Source organism: Allobosea spartocytisi, from assembly GCF_014764685.1.
GTDB lineage: Bacteria > Pseudomonadota > Alphaproteobacteria > Rhizobiales > Beijerinckiaceae > Allobosea > Allobosea spartocytisi.
In genome coordinates, this window is the sequence record NZ_JACXWY010000018.1 from 59,543 (window position 1) to 73,324 (window position 13,782).

The 13,782-nt window shown below is 68.0% G+C and carries 14 protein-coding genes and 1 tRNA gene; 9 read left to right on the forward strand and 6 right to left on the reverse strand.

Annotated elements, in window-relative coordinates; genetic code table 11:
• Positions 1–6 precede the first annotated feature (6 nt).
• Together argE and IED13_RS22265 are read left to right on the forward strand one after the other, a co-directional pair.
• On the forward strand, positions 7–1,155 hold the full coding sequence (argE, locus tag IED13_RS22260) for an acetylornithine deacetylase (RefSeq protein ID WP_191125504.1): 1,149 nt from the start codon (positions 7–9) through the stop codon (positions 1,153–1,155).
• 48 nt (positions 1,156–1,203) lie between these two features.
• Positions 1,204–2,157 (forward strand): LysR family transcriptional regulator, encoded by a 954-nt coding sequence (locus IED13_RS22265; protein WP_038360209.1) that lies wholly within the window; start codon positions 1,204–1,206, stop codon positions 2,155–2,157.
• Between the two features lie 33 nt (positions 2,158–2,190).
• Here IED13_RS22265 and IED13_RS22270 read toward each other — a convergent pair whose 3' ends face one another.
• The 6 genes from IED13_RS22270 to mnmA form a co-directional block, all read right to left on the reverse strand.
• Complete coding sequence (locus IED13_RS22270) at positions 2,191–2,865, reverse strand: DUF1028 domain-containing protein (protein WP_191125505.1); 675 nt, start codon at positions 2,863–2,865, stop codon at positions 2,191–2,193.
• A gap of 4 nt (positions 2,866–2,869) precedes the next feature.
• Positions 2,870–3,286 (reverse strand): RidA family protein, encoded by a 417-nt coding sequence (locus tag IED13_RS22275; protein ID WP_038359358.1) that lies wholly within the window; start codon positions 3,284–3,286, stop codon positions 2,870–2,872.
• 42 nt (positions 3,287–3,328) lie between these two features.
• Complete coding sequence (locus IED13_RS22280) at positions 3,329–4,615, reverse strand: flavin-containing monooxygenase (RefSeq protein ID WP_191125506.1); 1,287 nt, start codon at positions 4,613–4,615, stop codon at positions 3,329–3,331.
• A 360-nt stretch (positions 4,616–4,975) separates the two neighbouring features.
• Positions 4,976–5,052 (reverse strand) — tRNA-Met (locus IED13_RS22285).
• 105 nt (positions 5,053–5,157) lie between these two features.
• Positions 5,158–5,799 (reverse strand): class I SAM-dependent methyltransferase, encoded by a 642-nt coding sequence (locus tag IED13_RS22290; RefSeq protein WP_191125507.1) that lies wholly within the window; start codon positions 5,797–5,799, stop codon positions 5,158–5,160.
• Between the two features lie 42 nt (positions 5,800–5,841).
• Entirely contained in the window at positions 5,842–7,026 is a 1,185-nt protein-coding gene (gene mnmA / locus IED13_RS22295; protein WP_142021625.1) for a tRNA 2-thiouridine(34) synthase MnmA, read from the reverse strand.
• A 235-nt stretch (positions 7,027–7,261) separates the two neighbouring features.
• Here mnmA and IED13_RS22300 point away from each other — a divergent pair, with 235 nt between their 5' ends.
• The 7 genes from IED13_RS22300 to fliN all read left to right on the forward strand — a co-directional run bounded on the left by IED13_RS22300 (position 7,262) and on the right by fliN (position 13,773).
• The gene (locus IED13_RS22300; protein ID WP_191125508.1) at positions 7,262–8,752 is read left to right on the forward strand and encodes a flagellar hook-length control protein FliK; all 1,491 of its coding nucleotides are present in this window, start codon (positions 7,262–7,264) and stop codon (positions 8,750–8,752) included.
• A 15-nt stretch (positions 8,753–8,767) separates the two neighbouring features.
• Positions 8,768–9,433 carry a flagellar hook assembly protein FlgD gene (locus tag IED13_RS22305; RefSeq protein WP_112762806.1) on the forward strand — a complete coding sequence of 222 codons (666 nt, stop codon included), beginning with the start codon at positions 8,768–8,770 and terminating at the stop codon, positions 9,431–9,433.
• Positions 9,434–9,541: 108 nt separating this feature from the next.
• Entirely contained in the window at positions 9,542–9,817 is a 276-nt protein-coding gene (sciP, locus tag IED13_RS22310) for a CtrA inhibitor SciP (protein ID WP_038359348.1), read from the forward strand.
• Between the two features lie 201 nt (positions 9,818–10,018).
• Positions 10,019–11,716, forward strand: coding sequence for a flagellar basal-body MS-ring/collar protein FliF (gene fliF / locus IED13_RS22315; protein WP_038359345.1), 1,698 nt, complete (start codon positions 10,019–10,021; stop codon positions 11,714–11,716).
• Between the two features lie 86 nt (positions 11,717–11,802).
• A complete protein-coding gene (gene fliG, locus IED13_RS22320) occupies positions 11,803–12,810 on the forward strand; it encodes a flagellar motor switch protein FliG (RefSeq protein ID WP_248312718.1) in 1,008 nt (335 codons plus the stop codon).
• A gap of 1 nt (position 12,811) precedes the next feature.
• On the forward strand, positions 12,812–13,411 hold the full coding sequence (locus tag IED13_RS22325) for a FliH/SctL family protein (RefSeq protein ID WP_162737784.1): 600 nt from the start codon (positions 12,812–12,814) through the stop codon (positions 13,409–13,411).
• Positions 13,412–13,422: 11 nt separating this feature from the next.
• Positions 13,423–13,773: a flagellar motor switch protein FliN gene (gene fliN / locus IED13_RS22330; protein WP_038359342.1), complete on the forward strand. Its 351-nt coding sequence runs from the start codon at positions 13,423–13,425 to the stop codon at positions 13,771–13,773.
• The last annotated feature ends 9 nt before the right edge of the window (positions 13,774–13,782 follow it).

The window sequence follows — 13,782 nt, forward strand, 5'->3', positions numbered from 1 at the left end:
ATGGTCATGGACACGCTGGCGATCCTCGACAGGCTGGTGGGTTTCGCCACGGTCAGCCGCGATCCGAACCGGCCGCTGATCGATTTCGTGCGCGGCTTCCTCGCCGGGCACGGCATCGAGAGCGAGATCGTCGAGGCCGAAGATGGGCGCAAGGCCAATCTCTTCGCCACCATCGGCCCGAAGGATCGGCCGGGCGTCATGCTGTCGGGCCACACCGACGTCGTGCCGGTCGAGGGGCAGAACTGGAGCCACGACCCGTTCCGGCTGCGGGTTGCGGACGGGCACGCCTATGGGCGCGGCGCGGCCGACATGAAGGGCTTCGTCGCCTCGGCGCTGGCGCTCGCCGCGCGCGCTGCGACGCGGAAGCTCGAGACCCCGCTCCATCTCGCCTTCAGCCATGACGAGGAGATCGGCTGCGTCGGCGTGCGCTCGCTGATCGACCGGCTGGCGAGCCGGCCGCTGCGGCCGAAGCTCGCGATCATCGGCGAGCCTACTTCGATGGCGATCGCGACCGGGCATAAGGGCAAGCTCGCGGCGCGGGCGACCTGCTGCGGCGTCACCGGGCACTCTGCCTTGGCGCCCAACGCGCTGAACGCGATTCATCTCGCCTGCGACTTCGTCGGCGCGCTGCGCGGGCTGCAAGGCGAGATCGAGCGGGACGGCCCGCGTGACGGCGATTACGACATCCCCTACACGACGCTGCATGCCGGGCGCATCGAGGGCGGGACCGCGCTCAACATCGTGCCGGAGCGCTGCACGGTCGATTTCGAGATCCGCAACGTCGCCGAGGACGATCCCGAGGCGATCCTGACCCGGCTGATGGACGAGGCGGCTGCACTCGTCGCTGCGCAACGGGCGCGCTTTCCGCAGGCCGATATCGGCTTCGAGCGGCTGAACGACTATCCCGGGCTGGCGACGCCGGCATCCTCAGAGGTGGTCGCCTTCCTGCGCGGGATCCTCGATCAGAGCGCGCTGCGCAAGGTCGCCTTCGGCACGGAAGGGGGGCTGTTCTCGCAGCGTCTCGGCATTCCCGTGCTGGTCTGCGGGCCGGGTTCGATGGAGCAGGGGCACAAGGCCGACGAGTTCATCGCGCTCGATCAGCTCGCCGCCTGCGACCGGATGATGGACCGGCTGCTCGGGCGGATCGCGGCCTGAGGTGCTCCGCTTTGCGGGCCAGCTTCTCCCGTGCTTTATGCTGTCGCGATGCGGTTCTCCCTGCGCCAACTCGAATATTTCATCGCGGCCGGCGAGACGGGCAGCATCACCGTCGCTTCCGAGATGATCCATATCTCGCAGCCCTCGATCTCGACCGCGATCTCGCATCTCGAACGCGAATTAAACGCGCAGCTCTTCATCCGCCATCATGCCCAGGGCCTGTCGCTGACACCGGTCGGCCGCGCGCTGTTGAGCGAGGCGAAGCGGGTCGTGGCCCAGGCCGAGAGCCTCTACACCGTCGCCTCGGAAACCACTGGGACCGTGCGTGGCACGCTCTCGCTGGGCTGCATGGTGACGCTGGCGCCGATGCTGGTGCCGGAGCTGAGCAACAGTTTCGTCGCCGCCTTCCCCGAGACCACGATCCGCTATGTCGAGGGCAATCAGGAGGATCTTTTGAGGGGGCTGCGTCGCTCCGAGGTCGATGTGGCACTGACCTATGATCTGCAATTGCCCGACGACATCGCGTTTGCGCCGCTGGTCAGCCTGCCGCCGCATATCATCGTGGCGGATACGCATCCGCTGGCGCGCCAGAGCGCTGTCACCCTCGCGGAGCTCGCGGACCAGCCGCTCGTGCTGCTCGACCTCCCGCTGAGCCGTGAATATTTCCTAGCCTTGTTCATGACGGCCGACGTGGTGCCGACGATCGTGGCGCGCTCGGCCCATCCCGACCTGGTGCGGGCTCTGGTCGCCAATGGCGTCGGCTATTCGCTGTTCAACGTCCGGCCGCGTTCGGATCAGTCGCTCGACGGGCGCAGGCTGGTCTCGGTCCGGCTCGCCGGCCAGCACCGCCCGATGACCATCGGCGTGGCGACGCTGGCGGCGCTCGCCAAGTCCAAGCTGATCGAGGCTTTCCAGGCGCATTGCGAAGCTTGCATCTCGCGCGCCTACATCCCCGGCATGATCGCGCCGGTGATGACCGACCGGCCGCGTATCGAGCCTTGACCTAACTGAAGCCAGCAGGCGATGGCTGGGCGCTCATTCGTCTCCGGGAACGCCGTAGGAGGGCGCCTGCCGCGGATCGAGCGCGCGCTGGATATAGGCGTCGAGCTGTGGCTTGTAGACCTCCCAGGCGCTCGCCACCGCCTCGATCGGGCAATCTTCCGTCCAGTCGCAGCGTAGATCGGCGACCGGCCAGCTGACCTTGTCGACGATCTTCATCCCCGCCGAATGGACCGGCCCTGCCTCGCCACCGGCGGCAAGACCCGCCCGCATCGCGGCGATCAGCCTGTCGCCGAGATGGCCGGTGGAGGCGAGGAAACCGTCGACGATCGCCTGCGGCACGCCGTCATTGGCGAGAAGGTTGCCGCCGGAGGCAACGTCACGGGCCTGCGCCTGCGTCCAGATGCCCAGCGAATTCGGGCCGGAGTGGATCGCCGTCTCGCCGTCGCGGTCGACCGCCAGCACCTGCCGGTATTCGATGAATTTCCCGCGCCTGCGGACTTCGGCGATGGCGTCCGTGGCGCGCATGCCGCCTTCCATCAGGTCGAGCGCCAGCGGGCCCAGCGTCGGGTCGGTGACGTTCTGCGAGGCCACGGCCCCGACACCGGCGCGCGCATAGGCGCAGCGCGCCGCGACCGCCGGTGAGGAGGAGGAGATCGCGACCCCGAACATGCCGGTGCGGGCGCAGCGGGCGACCAGCGAGAAGGTCATGCGATCACTCCGGGATCACGGCGGTGCCGTCGATCTCGACGAGCCATTCCGGCCGGGCGAGCGCCTGCACCACGAGCCCGGTCGAGACCGGATGCACGCCTTTGATGTACTCGCCCATGGTGCGGTAGACCGCCTCGCGATGGCGGACATCGGTGATGTAGACCACGACCTTGACCAGATGCTCCATCGAGCCGCCGGCCTCCTCGATCAACTGCTTGATGTTCTGCATGACCTTATGGGTCTGTTCGACCGGGTCGTGGCTGTCGATGTTCTTGGCATCGTCGAGGTTCTGCGGGCACTGGCCGCGCAGCCAGACGATCTTGCCGCCCTGGGTGACAACCGCCTGGGCGAGGTCGTTGTCGAGCTTCTGCTCGGGATAGGTGTCCCTGGTGTTGAACTTGCGGATGCGGGTATGCGCCATGTCGGCCTCCGTCGGAACTCTGTGTTTCGTTGGTCGTAGTGGTCAGGCCGGTTCGAACTCGCGCCGGGCGGCCTCGTGGTAGGCCATGTACTGCCGCTGGATCACGATCTGGTCGGCGACGTATTTCGCATCGTGCCAGACCCCCCAGATGAAGCTGGAGCCGCGCCGCGACTGCCAGGGCAGGCCGAGGAAGTAGATGCCGGGCTCGGAGGAGACGCCACGCTGGTGCCTGGGCTTGCCGCTCTCGTCGAACGCGTCGACCCGCATCCAGCCATAATCGGCGAGGAAGCCCGTCGCCCAGATGATCGTGCCGATGCCGGCTTCCGCGAGATCGAGCGACAGGATCGGTCGGGCGATGCAGTCGGCATCCGGAACCCGGATGCGGGCCTGCGGCTCCTCGGGAAGATCGAGGCCGTTGCGGGCGACATAGGCGTCCGCCTCGTCGAGCAGAGCGTCGTGGTTCTCGTCGCCCGCCCGCAGGTTCTCGACGAGGTCGGGAGCGAAGCGGATGACGCCGTCCGCGCAGGATTCCGTGCGTCCGACGAGGATCATGCCCTGCGCGGCGAGGCGGCGGAAGTCGATGGTGTGGCCGCCCTGCGCGCCGCTGACGGCGATGGTGACGTGTTCCTTGCCGGGTTCGCGCGCCGCGGCGTCCCATTTGCCGAGCACGCCCAGCCACCAGCAGAAATCCCGGCCGCGATAGGCCCGCGGCGGCCGGTCATGCGGGCCGACCGAGAGATAGACGCGCCGCCCCGCCTGCATCAGCTCTTCGGCGATCTGCGCGCCGGAGGAGCCGGAGCCCACGACCAGAACGGCACCTGCCGGCAACTGGGCGGGATTGCGATAGCCGGTGGAATGCATCTGCAGGATGTCGGTCCCGGCCGGCACCACGGCCGGGATCACCGGCGTCTGGAAGGGGCCGGTCGCGGCGACGACGCGCTCGGCCTCGATCACGCCGTCCGACGTCTCGACGCGGAAGCCGGAGCGGCCGGCATTGCGTTCGACCTTCAGAACCTCGACGCCGCAGCGGATCGGCGCCGCGATCTTCTTCGCATAGGCGACGAAATAATCGGCGACCGTTTCCTTGCCGGGGAAGTCGTCCGGGCCGACGCCGCCTTCGACATCGGCGAAGGTCATGCCCGGGAAGCGATCATGCCAGGCCGGTCCGTTGGCGACGAGGGAATCCCAACGCTCCGAACGCCAGCGCTCGGCGATACGCTGGCGCTCCAGGACGAGATGGGGCACGCCGCACCGGCCCAGATGCTCGCTCATGGCGAGCCCCGCCTGGCCGGCGCCGATGACGAGCGTATCGACCTTCTCAACTGACATCATCCGCCCTTGCCGATTTTGAAAGCTTCCGCGCGAGGAGGCGCGCTACGGCATTGGTCTAGAGGGCGGCCCGAGCCTGGAAAAATACGAAATCTTGCGGCAGTGCTTAGGAAGCGCTGAAACGGTCGGGTCGCCGGGGTGCGGTGAAGCGCTCAGGGAAGAAGGATGGCTCGGCCCGCGCCCTGCGAGCTTTACGGAGAAGAGTCGAAACCGCCCTGCGCGACCTGATCGCGACAGTGACGGTTCATCCGGCTCCGGCCGGCACAAATCCAGAGATCTCGATTGAAGGCCACCTGACGAAGCTGGTCGGTGGCGACCATTTCCCGACCCGCCGCGTGGGGGGTATACGGGGGGAATTGATGGTAGCGGGAGAGGGACTTGAACCCCCGACACGCGGATTATGATTCCGCTGCTCTAACCAGCTGAGCTACCCCGCCACATGTTCCGGCCGTCGCCGTCGGCGACCCGTCACAGGGGCGCGGTATAGGGGGCGGGGGCGGCCCTCGTCAAGCCTCGTCCGGGATTATCCCGCGAGAGCTGGATCAGGCCGGGAGCGAGGCGCGCTTGCGCAGCCGCACGACCTTGAAATAGCCGCGGCCGATATGGACCGTGTCGTAGCGCCCGGTCCGCGCTGCCCAATCCGTCAGGCGGCTGACCTTGAAGTCGCTGCTCCAGCCGATCGCCCGCGCCAGCGGCGCCACGGCCGCCCAGAAGGGTGCGAGCGCGCCGCCATCGTCGACGAGGCGGCTCGAGATGACGATCTCGCCACCCGGCTTCAGCACACGGTCCATCTCGGCCAGCGCCTGCTCGGGATCAGGGACGAGCGTGATCACGAATTGCGCCGTCACCGCGTCGAAGCGCTCCGCCTCGAAGCCGAGCCGGCAGGCATCCATCACGGTCAGGCCGCGAACATGACCAAGGCCGCCGGAAGCGACCTTGCGGTTCGCGACCTTCAGCATGTCGAGTGAGAGGTCAGCCCCGACGACGCGGGATTCCGGCGTGAAATAGGGCAGGGTCAGCCCGGTGCCGACGCCGATCTCCAGAATCTCGGGCCCGCAGGCGCAAGCCGCCGCCACGGCCTCGCGCTGCGGCCGGGACAGCATGCGCTGATAGATCTTGTCGTAGAACTTGGCCCAGGTGGCATAGGCGCGCTTCTGGGTTTCGAGGTGGTCTGTCACCGGCATCGACGATTCCGAACAGGCAAGGTGAGCGACGCGACCGCTGCGTCAGGACAAGGCGAGCGCCGCCGGGGAGGGCGAGGCGGGCATGGCGAGCGGCCGGCGCAGGATCGTGCCGCCGCCGAGCACCTGCGCTCCGGGGCCGGCATCGGTATAGATGACGCAGGCCTGGCCGGGCGAGACGCCTTCCTCATCGGTGGCGAGCTCGATGCGCAGCCCCTCGTCGTCGCGGAAGAGCCGCGCCTCGCGCGGTGCACGCGTCGAGCGGACGCGCACGGCGACGTCGAGCCCTTCCGCCGGAAGAGCGTCGAGCGCCATGCCGCCGAGCCAGTTGAGATCACGCAGGCGGACCTCGCGCACGCTCAGCGCCTCGCGCGGACCGACGATGACGCGGGCGTCATCGGCATCGAGCCGCAGGACGTAAAGCGGCTCGGCGGCGCTGAGCCGCAAGCCCTTGCGCTGGCCGACGGTGTAGTGGAGCACACCGTCATGCTGGCCAAGCACGCGCCCGTCGAGATGGACGATCTCGCCGGGGCGGGCTGCACCGGGCTTCAGCCGCTCGATCACGTCGGCATAGCGGCCGTTCGGGACGAAGCAGATGTCCTGGCTGTCGGGCTTGTCGGCGATGGCGAGGCCGAGCTCGGCGGCGAGCGCGCGGGTCTGCGCCTTGTCGATGCCGCCCAGCGGGAAGCGCAGCAGGTCGAGCTGCTCCTGCGTCGTGGCATAGAGGAAATAGCTCTGGTCGCGATTCATGTCGGCGGCGCGGAACAGGCCGCGATGGCCATCGCCGAGATCGCGGCTGACGACGTAATGGCCGGTCGCTAGCGCATCGGCGCCGAGTTCCTTCGCCAGATCGAGCAGGTCGCGGAACTTCACGGTTCGGTTGCACTCGACGCAGGGGATCGGCGTCTCGCCGGCGAGATAGCTCTCGGCGAAGCGCTCGATCACGGCGTCGCGGAAGCGGCTCTCGTAATCCAGCACATAATGCGGGATGCCGATGGTCTCGGCGACGCGGCGGGCATCATGGATATCCTGGCCGGCGCAGCAGGCGCCTGCCCGATGGACGGCCGCGCCGTGATCGTAAAGCTGCAGCGTGACGCCGACCACGTCATAGCCCTCACGCTTCAGCAACGCGGCCACGACCGAGGAATCCACGCCGCCCGACATCGCCGCGACCACGCGCGTGGCCGAGGGCGGCTTGGCGATATCGAGGGAGTTGAGGGCCGTGGTCATTCGGGATCGAGGTTCAGGAGCGCGTTTCGCGCGATTGGCGGTTCTATATCGGCTTTGGCCGCCTGCGGCCAGCGCGATCGGCAAATCCTGCCGGCCCGATGAAGGGCAAAGGCGGATTCTGCCGCCGGAAACGCAGGACGTGACGGGCTAAGCCATTGAAATATAGGCGGCCGCCCCTGGCGCGCAACTTGCTGACCGCAAGCGGGTGCCCTTTGCCCGCGTTGCGGAACCGTTCATGCCCGTCGAAACCGTGTTCAACACCTCGCCCGCCAAGGAGACGCCGGCGCCGCGCCGCCGTCCTGCCGAGGCCGGCGCTGCCGGAAGCGGCGAGGGTTTCTCCCTGCCGGAGACAGCCGACGCTTCGTCGCGCTCGCCGGAGCCGAAGAAGGGTGCGGCTGTCGACGGCACGCGGGCTGCAACTCAACCGCAGGACGCGAAGGCCGCGGCGGAGGCGACCGCCGGCAAGCCCGGCAAGGCCACGGAACCTGCCGACGCGACGACGTCGACGCGCTCTCCGCCCGTCCAGCCGGATTCCTTCATCGGCACGCTGGCAGAGCTCCTTGCCGCCGCGCAGGGGCAGGGCGCCTCGCCGGAGGGCGAGATCGAGGGCAAGGCCACCGGAACGGCGGAAGCCGGAGAGAAGGGCGGCAAGAAGGCCGGCGAGAACAAGGACAAGAAAGCCGAAGGCGCGGAGGCGGCATCTGCGGACAAGGACGCCAGCGACAAGCTCTCCGGCGAAGCGGCGGTTGCGCTGGTGGATCAAAAGCCTGTCCCGCAGCTGGTCGCGGCAGTCCTGTCGCTGTCCTTGCCTGCGGCCGGCGGTGAGAAGCCGGACGAGGCCGCGGCTGCGAAAGGCGGAGCCGTGCCGGTCGGGGCGGGCCCTGTCGCGAAGGCACAGCTTCAGGCCGAACGCGCCCTTGCGGCCCAGGCCGGCAGCCCCGATGGGGCCGCGGGCAAGCCGGCTTTCGGCGCCGCGCTGACCGGAGCGACGCCGGGCGAGAGCTCGCAGCATGCTGGGCAAGCCCACAAGTCCGTCGATGCCGATGCCGCCGTTGCCGGCGCGAAGGCGGATGCCGCGCAGGGGCTTCCTGCCCAGGGGCCTGCTGTCGTGGCCGGCGAAGCCAAGCCGGCCGAAGCCGTGCAGCAGGCGCTGGCGCCGATCGACCTTACCGCGCTGGTCCAGCAGGCGGTGGGGGGGACCGGGACGGTCCACTCCCTGTCGCCGCTCGACCAGGCTGCTGCCACGCCGAACCCCGCCCTGCCGTCCGGAGCAGGCCAGGCCGCGCTCCCGGCGACGCCCCTGCATGTCGTGCCGATCGAGATCGGCCTGCGCGCGCTTTCGGGCGCCCGGCAATTCGATATCCGGCTCGATCCCGACGAGCTCGGGCGCGTCGACGTCAATCTCTCCATTTCCGACAAGGGCGAGGTCAGCGCCCGCCTCGTCGTCGACCGCGTCGAGACCCTGCATCTGCTGCAGCGCGATGCGCGCACGCTGGAGCGGGCCTTCGAGCAGGCGGGGCTCAAGCCCTCCGATAGCGGCATCGATATCAGCCTGCGCGATCCGTCCGACCAATCCGCCTTCCGGCAGCATCGCCAGCAGGAGGAGGCGCCGCAGCGTTCGCGCCAGCCTTCCCTTCCCGAGGCCGGCGACGATGCCGTTCTTCCCACGACACCCGTGCCGCAGCGCCGCCTCGTGCGGCTCGGCGGCGTCGATCTCAGCATCTGAGCGAGGACAGACAACATGGCCGTTTCAGGTGTGGATGGGTCTTCGGGCTCTTCGAATACGTCGAGCAGCTCCTCGAGCAGCAGTTCGATCGCGGGCAATTTCGACCAGTTCCTGCTGCTGCTGACGACGCAGCTCAAGAACCAGTCGCCGCTCGACCCGATGGACACCAACCAGTTCACCGCGCAGCTCGTGCAGTTCGCCGGCGTCGAGCAGCAGCTCAAGACCAACGATACGCTGGGCTCGCTGCTGAGCCTCAGCGCGGCCGGCACGGCGACGAATGCGGTCAGCTTCGTCGGCTCCAACATCACGGCGGACGGAGCGACCGCTCTCCTGAAGGACGGCAACGCGTCCTGGAAGGTCAATTCCTCAGCCGCCGGCCAGGCCACGATCACGATCAAGGATTCGAACGGCAGCGTCGTGCAGACGATGACCCGCAGCCTCGCGGCCGGCGACCAGAGCCTGGGCTGGGACGGGACGACCTCGATCGGCACGAAGGCGCCGGACGGCGCCTATACCGTCAGCATCCAGGGCACGAGCGTCGCCGGGCAAAGCCTGACGGTGAAGACGCAGATCAGCGGTGTGGTCGACGGCGTCGATTTCACCACCTCGATTCCAAGCCTCAAGATCGGCTCCATCAGCGTGCCGCTCGACAAGGTGAAGAGCGTCACCCGGTCCGAGTGAGGTGGCGCGAATCAGACGCGGACATCCCGCGCGATCGTTTTAGGTAAATCTTAAAACCGGAAGGTTAGGCTCGCCTTCAGTAGCTCTGTTGAGTTGTGTGAGTGTACCATGACCGAGCCATTGCGACCGCGGGTTAAATACGTGATCGGACCGGACGGAAGTCCGCTGACGATCGCGGATCTCCCGCCGATGAATACAAGGCGCTGGGTCATCCGGCGCAAGGCGGAGGTGGTCGCGGCGGTTCGCGGCGGCCTGCTCAGCCTCGAGGAAGCCTGCCAGCGTTACACTCTGACGGTCGACGAGTTCCTGAGCTGGCAGATGTCGATCGACCAGCATGGGCTCGCCGGTCTGCGCACGACCCGCATCCAGCACTACCGCCAGTAAGCCGGCGGCATCCTCCCCCGTTTTTCAGGGCGTCGGTCTCCGGACCGGCGCCTTTTTCGTCTGCGCCGGCCCCGGCTCGTCAAATGATTAATGGGATGGAGGCAAAAAATTAACCGCCCGCTAACCATGCGCTGGGAAAAACTTGCCTAGTGGGCGGCGCAACTCGCGCAGCCCCCGCGGCTTTGTGGAACGGATGGCGGCGTGAGCGGGCTTATCGAGCAGTTTGCGAAATTCGGTGCGGCGCGTCTGGCGGCGATGCTGGCCGTCACGCTCGTGCTCGTCGGCTTCTTCGGCTTCGTCATGCTCAAGATGTCGCAGCCGGCGATGAGCGTGCTGTTCTCCGATCTCTCCAGCCAGGACACGAGCGCGATCCTCAAGGATCTTGACGCGCGCGGGATCAAATACGAATTGCGCGGCGACGGGCAGACAGTGCTGGTGCCCAAGGACGACGTGCCGCGCCTGCGGCTCGACCTCGCCGGCAAGGGCATCCCGGCCGGCGGCGGCGTCGGCTACGAGATCTTCGACAAGGGCGACGCCTTCTCCTCCACCAGTTTCGTGCAGAACATCAACCATCTGCGCGCGCTGGAGGGCGAGCTGTCGCGCACCATCCGCTCGATCAGCCGGGTGCAGGCGGCGCGCGTGCATCTCGTCATTCCCGAGAGGCGCCTGTTCGAGCGTGACCGCGAGCCGCCGCGCGCCTCGATCGCGCTCAAGCTCGCCGGCGATCTCGATGCCGCCCAGGTTCGGGCGGTCCGCCATCTCGTCGCCTCCGCCGTGGACGGGCTGAAGCCGGAGCGCGTCTCGATCGTCGATGAGCGCGGACGGCTGCTGGCCGACGGCGCCCGGGACGAGCAGAGCATTCTGGGGCTCGGCCTCGACGAGCGCCAGACCGCGATCGAGAAGCGCATCAAGTCGCAGGTCGAGGATATCGTCGCAGGCGTGGTCGGCTCCGGCCGGGCGCGGGTGCAGGTCTCGGCCACGCTCGATGCGAACCGGGTCGAGAGCCGTTCCGAGAGCTTCGACCCGGAAAGCCGCGTCGTCCGCTCCAGCCAGAACCGCACCGAGGCTTCGGCGACGGCCGAGGGCGGCAACGGCACCGTCACCGTCGGCAACGAACTCCCCGGCGCGCAGCAGACGAACGGCGCGCAGCAAAACCAGCGCGATTCCTCCTCGAAGAACGAGGAGGTGGTGAATTACGAGATCTCGAAGACGACCCGCACGGAGCTGCAGGAGGGCGGGCGCATCAAGAAGCTCTCCGTCGCCGTGCTCGTCGACGGCAACTACAACCGCGGCCAGAACGGCGAGATGGCCTATCAGCCGCGCGGCAACGAGGAGCTCGACCGGATCAGCGAGCTGGTGCGCACCGCCGTCGGCTTCGACCAGAATCGCGGCGACAAGGTCGAGGTCGTCAATCTGCGCTTCGCCGAGGCGCCGCAGGCTCCGGGCGACCTGACCGAGCCGACGCTGATGCAGCAGCTCCTGTCGTTCAGCCGCGAGGACCTCGTCCGCTTCGCCGAGCTCGGCGTCATCTCGCTGCTCACGCTGATCGTTCTGATGACCGTCGTGCGTCCCCTGCTGAAGCAGGTGCTTGCGTCCGACAACAGCGTCGGCGTGCGGCCGATCCCGAGCTTCATGCGCAACGGGACGCTGGTCGGGCCGGATGGCGAGCCCACCGGTGATCCGGCGGTGCCCGGCCGTGCCGTGGCCACGGTCGGTCCGAATGGCGAGCTCGTTTCGTCCGAGGTCGAGATGCCCTCGGAGCGCATGCTCGCCATCGCCCAGGTCAAGGGCCAGCTCAAGGCGCAATCGGTCGAGAAGATCGGCGCGCTTGTTTCCCAGAACCCGGCCGATTCGGTCGCGGTGCTGCGGAGCTGGATCCATGAGCGAGCACCGGCATGACGGGCCGCTGAACCATGGCAGACACACGCTCCCTCGCGACGCGCAGCACCGGCCTTCCCGACGCCATCGAGGGCGGCGGCTTCGGCATGATGACGATCGCCCAGATGACCGGGCCGCAGCGCGCCGCCGTGATCCTGCTCGTTCTCGGCGAGGAGCACGGCAAGACGATCTGGCAGGAATTCGACGACGACGAGATCCGCATCATCACCCGCGCCATGGCCGAGCTCGGCACCGTCGATGCCGACGAGGTCGAGCGGCTGATGCTGGACTTCGTCGGCAAGCTCTCCAGCGCCGGCGCCGTCACCGGCTCCTTCGACCGCACCATCTCGCTGCTCGAGAAGATCCTGCCGAGCGATCAGGTCGCCCTGATCATGGAGGAGATCCGCGGGCCGGCCGGCCGCAACATGTGGCAGAAGCTCGGCAATATCGATGCCGTGGTGCTCGCGAACTTCCTCAAGAACGAATACCCGCAGACCATCGCGGTGATCCTGTCCAAGATCCGGCCGGAGCATGCCGCCAACGTGCTGCGCAACCTGCCCGGCGATCTCTCGATCGAGGTGGTCGGCCGGATGCTGCGGCTCGAATCCGTGCAGAAGGAAGCGCTCGACCATATCGAGAACACGCTGCGCACCGAATTCGTCTCGACCTTGACCCAGACGCGCCGGCGCGACCCGCACGAGATGATGGCCGAGATCTTCAACGGCTTCGACCGGCAGACGGAAATCCGCTTCCTGTCCGCGCTCGACGCCTCCAACCAGGAAGCGGCCGAGCGCATCCGCGCCCTGATGTTCACCTTCGAGGATCTGGCCAAGCTCGACCCCGCCGGGTTGCAGACGCTGATGCGGCAGGTCGACAAGGACGTCCTGGCGCGCGCGCTCAAGGGCGCCAGCCAGCCGATGCGCGACTTCTTCTTCGGCGCCATGTCCCAGCGCGCCGCCAAGAACATGCAGGACGACATGGAAGGGCTGGGTCCCTTGCGCCTCAAGGAGGTCGACGAGGCCCAGACCAAGCTGGTGACGTTGACCAAGGACCTCGCCGACAAGGGCGAGATCGTGCTGTCGAAGGGCAATGCCGAAGACGAGTTGGTGTACTGAGATGGCAAAGGCGACCGCGACGAAATTCATGTTCGGGACCGACTTCCGCGAGGGCAGCCGCAAGGCCGCCAGCGAGGCCGATCTCGGCGCGGCCCGGGCCGAGGGGTTCCACGCCGGCCTGGAGCAGGGTCGCAACGAGGCCGAGGGCCAGCTCAGCGGATTTGCGGGGCAGCTCGCGCGCTCGGCCGAGCGGCTCTTCGCGCTGGAGGCGGCGCGCATGGCCACCATCGAGGAGCAGGCGGCGCAGGTCGCTCTCGCTGCGGCGAAGGCTCTCGCCGGCGCGGCCCTGGCCGAGAAGCCGATGGCGGCGCTGGAGCAGGCCGTGCGCGAATGCATCGTCCATGCGCGGCAGGCGCCGCATCTCGTCCTGCGGGTCCCCGAGGCGTCGGTCGAGGCGGCGGAGGAGCTCGTCAAGCGGATGACGCGGGAGCACGGCTTCGCCGGGCGCCTGATCGTGCTGGGCGAAGCCGATATCCGCCCCGGCGACGGGCGGATCGAATGGGCCGAAGGCGGCTTCGTGATGGATGGCGAACAGCTCTCGGCGCTGATCGAGCAGGCGGTCGCCAGTGTTTTCCCCGGTGGCAGCCGTCCCGGGCAGTGAAGGTTTGAGCCATGAGCCAGCAGAACGATCTCAATCTGCCGCCCCTCAACCAGGCTGATCTGTCGTTCGATCAGAACGATACCTCGGTTGCGCGTTCGGGCCCGGTGCCGGTCAAGACGGCGGAGGATCTGGAACAGGTCTTCGACGTGCCGGTCACGGTTTCGGCCGTGCTCGGCTCCTCGAAGGTGGCGGTCGGCGATCTCCTCCAGATCGTGCCCGGCACCGTGCTGGAGCTCGACCGGCGGGTCGGCGAGGCGATCGACATCTTCGTCAACGAGCGCCTGGTGGCGCGCGGCGAGGTCGTCGTCGTGGAGGAGCGGCTCGGCGTGACCATGACCGAAATCATCAAGGCGGACCGGTGAACGTGCGGC